8 protein-coding genes are annotated in these 6,174 nt (G+C 34.3%); 1 reads left to right on the forward strand and 7 read right to left on the reverse strand.

What is annotated here, in order from left to right; all coding sequences use genetic code 11:
• Positions 1 to 19 precede the first annotated feature (19 nt).
• The gene (locus ACKI5C_RS02835) at positions 20 to 637 is read right to left on the reverse strand and encodes a hypothetical protein (RefSeq protein ID WP_407431718.1); all 618 of its coding nucleotides are present in this window, start codon (positions 635 to 637) and stop codon (positions 20 to 22) included.
• Positions 638 to 821: 184 nt separating this feature from the next.
• Between ACKI5C_RS02835 and ACKI5C_RS02840 the strand changes: the two genes are divergently transcribed.
• The gene (locus ACKI5C_RS02840) at positions 822 to 1,886 is read left to right on the forward strand and encodes a hypothetical protein (RefSeq protein WP_407431719.1); all 1,065 of its coding nucleotides are present in this window, start codon (positions 822 to 824) and stop codon (positions 1,884 to 1,886) included.
• A 23-nt stretch (positions 1,887 to 1,909) separates the two neighbouring features.
• On the opposite strand, the gene ACKI5C_RS02845 is transcribed toward ACKI5C_RS02840, so the two are convergent.
• The 6 genes from ACKI5C_RS02845 to ACKI5C_RS02870 all read right to left on the reverse strand — a co-directional run bounded on the left by ACKI5C_RS02845 (position 1,910) and on the right by ACKI5C_RS02870 (position 5,921).
• Positions 1,910 to 2,779 carry a HisA/HisF-related TIM barrel protein gene (locus ACKI5C_RS02845; RefSeq protein WP_407431720.1) on the reverse strand — a complete coding sequence of 290 codons (870 nt, stop codon included), beginning with the start codon at positions 2,777 to 2,779 and terminating at the stop codon, positions 1,910 to 1,912.
• Positions 2,780 to 2,909: 130 nt separating this feature from the next.
• The gene (locus ACKI5C_RS02850; protein ID WP_407431721.1) at positions 2,910 to 3,257 is read right to left on the reverse strand and encodes a hypothetical protein; all 348 of its coding nucleotides are present in this window, start codon (positions 3,255 to 3,257) and stop codon (positions 2,910 to 2,912) included.
• Between the two features lie 66 nt (positions 3,258 to 3,323).
• A complete protein-coding gene (locus ACKI5C_RS02855; RefSeq protein WP_407431722.1) occupies positions 3,324 to 3,704 on the reverse strand; it encodes a hypothetical protein in 381 nt (126 codons plus the stop codon).
• 137 nt (positions 3,705 to 3,841) lie between these two features.
• A complete protein-coding gene (locus ACKI5C_RS02860; RefSeq protein ID WP_407431723.1) occupies positions 3,842 to 4,399 on the reverse strand; it encodes a hypothetical protein in 558 nt (185 codons plus the stop codon).
• A 27-nt stretch (positions 4,400 to 4,426) separates the two neighbouring features.
• Positions 4,427 to 5,047 (reverse strand): hypothetical protein, encoded by a 621-nt coding sequence (locus tag ACKI5C_RS02865; RefSeq protein ID WP_407431724.1) that lies wholly within the window; start codon positions 5,045 to 5,047, stop codon positions 4,427 to 4,429.
• 67 nt (positions 5,048 to 5,114) lie between these two features.
• Positions 5,115 to 5,921, reverse strand: a complete 807-nt coding sequence (locus ACKI5C_RS02870; protein ID WP_407431725.1) for a hypothetical protein — start codon at positions 5,919 to 5,921, stop codon at positions 5,115 to 5,117.
• Positions 5,922 to 6,174 lie beyond the last annotated feature (253 nt).

The following is a 6,174-nucleotide window of genomic DNA, read 5'->3' on the forward strand; positions in this document are numbered from 1 at the left end:
AGGGGTAATATGAACCCCATTATTTTGAAGAATTGTTTGAATTTGGAATGGAAGTTAATTTATTTTTGTTCATGGTTGAATTAAACTCATTCAATACTGCATTGTCTTTAATTATCTGTACTGAAACATGGTCTATGTCGACATAATTTTCAGTATAGTAACTGCCCAATGTTGATGCAAAGCTGTATTTCTCGTGACCTTTGAAATCGGATAATTTTTTAACGGTTGAGGTTATCTGACTTCCGTTTGAATCGTAATATATTGTTTTTATCATGTAGCCTGCATCATTTTCCGGATAATTGTTGATGTAGCCGTTTACATTATATGAGTAGTAGGTTTTGCCGCTAGATTCATAATTATTGGCATATACTTGATCGAAAGTTATTGTAATATTTGGCTCAACGTTATTGCTTTGCCCTGATCCGAAAATGAAAAATCCTACAGCAACAACTGCTATTACAATAACTGCAATTATTATAATGCCTCCCAATACAGAACCGTTTTCTGAAGATGTGTCCTTTTTTACAGGCTTTTCTTCCTTATTTACCGGGACATCTTCAAGGCTGTATGCACATTCAATGCAGAATTTGGCATTATCCGGTGAGTTCACACCACAGTTGGGACATGTCTTGCTCATATTTTCTCCCCATTAATTTCTTGTTAATATGATATATGCAAGTTAGTATTATTATATTTTTTTAAAATATGTCTAATATTTATCTAATTATTCTATATTTTTAAACAAAAGTTTTTATATGGCATATAACAAAAATTATAATGATATATCATTTTTATATTAATAATTTGGTTTGAGTGAATTTATGGATAATAAAAAAATTATTTTGATTTTGGGAGCTTTAATAATTTTTATTTCCGTCATCGGTTCTTATGCTTCAGAATATAATCCAAAATATGGAGATTTGAATTATCTTTTGGATGAGATAAATGAGAGTGATCTGACCGGATGCTGTTCTGTTGCATGCCAGATGGAAGGAAACAATAGTATGTTCGCATTCAGAAGAGATGCGGGTTATAGTGCTGATATTTTTGTTGAAAAGATTGATTGGCACGGGAAGGAAGCGATTAAGCAATATAAAACAGACGGAAAATACTTCTGTCAGGTTATTGTAACAAATGACGGATGGACTATTGGTTACGGTGGGCTTGACGATGGTGATGACAACAAAAAAATAGAAAATATTACTGGCGAAATGGTTGCAAACAATGACATTAACAACAAAAGCCTACAGGAAATTCAGGATATCAAGAAATCCTATGGAAGAGGTCACGTACTTATCAAGGCACCTGATGGAAGATACGGTGTGGCAATGGGATATTCACATTTCACAGGACATCTCAATCCTGGACAATATATTTCTGTTCCAAATAAGGAAAGTTTTGTAAGAACCGGAAACATTCAGATGAATGCATCAGATAAAGTTCAGACAATGCACAAACTGGCAATCTCTGATTCCTACGGTTTGTCCAGAAGGGACGTTAGTGTCTATGACTTTTATCATCTTGAAAATAAAACATTCAATGGTAATATAACAGATATTACCTTGTCCAATGATGACGGATCAACACATGGTATGAGTACCGGCGGATTATCAGATAACGTTAACTTCAACGGAACTTTATTCAAAAAGGAAGACATTCCTATGGCTCCAAAATATCAGCGTGTCGGAAATGTTACATTCTCACAACCTGAAAGTGGCGATAATCCATTAGGATTCGTATTCAATATACTCTATTATCTGGTTATAATTGTAATTTTAATAGTTTTATTCGTTATAATTATGAGAACAATCAATAGAATAAGATATGCAAGAAAAAGAAAACGACAAAACCATAGCCTGTATCCTGATAATAGAAGATATAGATAATTTCTATATCTCACTTCTTTTTTTTAATCTTTTTCGATTTTAATGTGGCACGTACTTGTTTTTTTCCAGTAGCAGTTATTGCATGTTCTGCACAATGATTCCACTTCACTGCCGTCGGCCCATTCACTTAAAAACGTCGGATTATATACAAATGGCCTCTGCATTGATACAAAATCTATGTGGGTAGTGTTGATTAAATCATTGATTGATGCCATATCTGTGAGTCCTCCCCCTAAAATTACAGGAATATTAACCCTTGATGCTATCTCATCGGTGATGTCAAAAAGTATATTTTTGTTTGGAGAGTCTTTTCTGAAATACTGTGGAGAGGAGGGCTTTGTTATCTGCAGGCTGTCTGCACCTACTTTTTCAAGCAGTTGGGCTATTTCGACAATATCATCCTGAACGTTGATGCGGCAGTTTATGTGCAGGTTGCTTGTATCCTTAATTACCTTAATTAGTTCCAGTATCATCCTTAGTCGATTTAAAGTATTTCCGCCATATTCGTCATTTCTTTTATTTTCCTTTGAATCCATTACTTTTGAAAAGAAATAACTGTTTCCCATAGCAAGCTGTATGCCGTCAAAACCTGCAAATGATATCTTTTTGGATGCAACAATATAATCTGACTGAATTTGTCTTATGTCTTCAATTGTGAGATCATTTACTCCAATATTCTGCTTTCCGTTGACATTGCAGTTTACAAATCCAATCTGGGCCAGTATCGGAACATTATACTGATGGGTGGTGTCCGTTACATATTTAAATTCTTTAATAAATGCGGGGCTGTCTATTGAATGGGAATAGTCGCTGAAGCGGTCATGGGGATACATTGATATCAGTTCGGTTGTTATTAATCCTACATGATTTTTAGCAAGTCTTTCATATCTCAAAAATATTTCCGGGGAGAGTTTGCCCAGTTCCTTTTGAGATTCCCATAGTCCTGTTCTTATAATTCGGCTGTTAAGCTTAAAATCCCCAAATTCACATTCATCAAATATGTCTTTCATGTTAATCCCTTCATTATTTTTGGACGGTTATGTTACGTTCATATGTGCATGGATGGAATTCTCCTTCTCCCTTAAAGGAAATGTCTCCATAATAGTTATTGCTGCCGCTTTCAGGGACGTTTTTTAGATTTTCTATTTTAAACATGCCGTTGCTGTCTGTAGTGACATTTACAAAAACTGATTGGTCATCTCCGGCCTGGTGATAGAAAATAGTCTTGTTTGCAACCCCTCTTGAATAGGCATCCATCAGATATCCGGTAACAGTTCCGTTTTCAGATACCTGCGTTTCATTAACTACAATGAATGTATCCACATCATGTGAGAACTGATAGAAAAAAACTCCAAAACAAATAATGCACAAAACAATCAGTATTATCAGGTATTTTGTATCCATGTTGGATTATATATTCTAAATTATATTTAAATATTATTTCAGCAGTTCATTAATCCTTTCTGTAATTGCGTCATCAATCTGTTTTGGATTGATGCAGATGCATTTTCTGAATTCATCCTCCAGAGCAATGATTTTAGCCTCTGTTTTTACGTATAATTCATCGCCCAATATATCTGCAATTACAGAAATTGAATCCTTTATAAAGTCACAGTGGATTTTAAACAACAGGGGGTTTGACAGAATGTAGTCAACCATTATCTCTATTGAAATTATGTCTGCCAGTTCAACCAGAGGATAGCCATAGACTCTTAAATAACAAACAAGCTTTTTTAAAATCACTTTGGAATATGGTGAGGGTTCTGAGGTTATCAGCTGATTCAGGTAGAAATCAATGATTTTCAACACAACCCTCAAAGAGCAATGCCGTTAAAACGCAGTCTGAATTTATTAGGCTAAGCAATAGCCATTTTTCCAGAAAATCTTTTTTTGTCATGTTAAATAATATGTTCCAGACATATAAGTAAAAAGTCCTAGAGAGCATCTGACGAGTATTAGAAGCTGAAGAAGTAATATCTTGTTGACGGTTTGTTGTTTTTTGAACTCTGATATGAATCGTAATCTCTGTTTTCCTGTTCTACCTGCTTTTGATAATCATCCAATGCCTTATTTAATCTGTTTGAAAACTCATCATGAGACATTGTCTGGGAAGGAGTGTTTTCAATTATTTTTGTAATATCATCATTGACATAGGTATCATTAAAGCATATCAGAAATATCTTGTCCTGCGTTACAAAATAGACTGTGGTATGTGGCTTGGAGTTATATTCTCCTGAAACTACAACAGCATCATGGCCTGCAATGGTGGTCTGTTCCACGGATTTGGCCTCGCTGACATCAGATCCGAAATTGAATCTCAGGTTTCTGGAATCGTCAAGACTTAAAATACGGAATGTAAATCCGCTTTCATATACATATGATGAGTCCTTTTTTGTTCCGTGTTCATACTGGTGCGGTATTTCAAAATCTATCCCATTAATATTTACCTTTTCAGCAGCAGCTGACGGTATTAAAATCAAAAGAATGATGAACAATACAAATAATTTCTTCATATTACTCATTATATACACAAGATATATTTAACTTTTAACTACATCTTCAACAGTGTAGCATGAGGCGTCCTTTTGGATTGCCTTTTCCACTTCAAAGCTGCATATCATATTGTATATGTCTTCTTTAAATGTTTTTGTTGAGTATTCTTCTATTACTCTTTCAAACTGGCCGGATCTTCTAAGCAAATCAGCCCTTTGGATAAGAATATCATCATTCAAATCAAGCTTTTCTATATATTCAAGACTTTTTCTTCTCATTAATTGGGCATTTTTTTCATCATCAGTGTCGTCACACACCCATGCGCAGTGAAGAAGTGCATGGAATTTATCTGAATTGCTGGAAGCTATTAAATACTGGCGATAGAATCTTTCAGCCAAAGAATGATTAAAATTCAAATCATCACAGCTTTTATATGAATCGCTTTTTAAAAAATCAGATGTAATTTCAGTACTTTGGTTAAAATCAGGTGTAACGTATCCGCAGCTGGGACATTCATGTACCCATTTGTCCATGGTACTTCTCTGCATTTCGGGTGGTCTGAGGTCTAAATCCGGTGCACCCCATGCATTTGTGGATCCCAGAACATAAATTTCAAATTCGTTTTCACATACAGGACATTTAACAGGTAGTGGCATTATAGTTGTCATGGTGATATATTGTATGCCCTAGTATTTAAACATATCTTATACACAAAATAATAATATGGTGGTGAAACTATTCATCACCATCTTCACTTTCTTTTTGAGCTTCGCTTTTATCTTCTTCCTCAGCTTCTTTTTCATCTTCGATGCCGTCTACAAATTCAATATCATTATCTTCGGAGTATGATTTGATTTCGGATAATGTTTTAATCAATTCGTCTTCAGCAAGTTCGGTTGAGAAGTAATATACGATTGGAATAACATCATTTACAGCAACGATTTCAAGATGTGTGTCATCCAGTACAACTTTCTGAGTATTGTAAAGCTGGATATCACCAAGAACTTTATCTGAGGAATCTTCAAACAGTACTTTTACCTGTGAATCTTTATATTCCTCTTCCAAAGAGGCAATCATTTCCTCATCTGTTATAGTTTCTTCAAGATCCAAATCGTTGAGCTTGTCTTTAAATAATTCTGCATTGTGTAGTTTTTCCTGGATTTCTGCCAATTCCTTTTCCAAATTCTTTTCATCTTTAAGAAGGGAATTGATGAATGCTTCACTTCCATGATTAAAGTTTTCATATAACTCCAGTACTTCACGTGCACTTAAGATTGAACTTTCTTTAAAGAATTGTTTGGTATGATCTTTTACACGAATACTTAACGGTTTTAATTTCTCTTTTTTTGCGGAGATTTCCTCATCAAATGGAATGATTTCACGACCGATTTTGTGTAGTGATTCCAAACGTTCCATGAACATGTTTTCAAATTCATCACGGGAAAGTTCATCAGGGAAATTTAATTCCAATTCTCCGGGTTTAATTCTTCCTCCAAAAGTTTTATTACCAAATCTGAATTCTTTAGTTTCCTTTTCACTCATATGTAAAACTCCTTATAGTTTACTTTTTTCAAATTTGTGTACACAATTAATAGTTGGAGCTTATCATATATAAATGTTTGTATTCATAATTAAAAAAAGTATACGTAAAGTGAAAGTAGAATTCAAAATAAAAAAAAGTATATGAAATGAGTTCAGTATAACTGCAACTCATTTTCAAGTGCCTTGGCTTCCTGACGGTTTTTCTCCTGTTCTTCAGCAGGAGACAAATCCAGAGGCCTTGTAAAGAATAAAT

Source organism: Methanobrevibacter sp. (assembly GCF_045646045.1).
Taxonomy (GTDB): Archaea; Methanobacteriota; Methanobacteria; order Methanobacteriales; family Methanobacteriaceae; genus Methanocatella.

Coding starts and splice junctions, on each gene's coding strand:
- ACKI5C_RS02865 (WP_407431724.1), bottom strand. CDS start 5,047: ATGACAACTATAATGCCACTACCTGTTAAATGTCCTGTATGTGAAAAC.
- ACKI5C_RS02870 (WP_407431725.1), bottom strand. CDS start 5,921: ATGAGTGAAAAGGAAACTAAAGAATTCAGATTTGGTAATAAAACTTTT.
- ACKI5C_RS02835 (WP_407431718.1), bottom strand. CDS start 637: ATGAGCAAGACATGTCCCAACTGTGGTGTGAACTCACCGGATAATGCC.
- ACKI5C_RS02860 (WP_407431723.1), bottom strand. CDS start 4,399: ATGAAGAAATTATTTGTATTGTTCATCATTCTTTTGATTTTAATACCG.
- ACKI5C_RS02840 (WP_407431719.1), top strand. CDS start 822: ATGGATAATAAAAAAATTATTTTGATTTTGGGAGCTTTAATAATTTTT.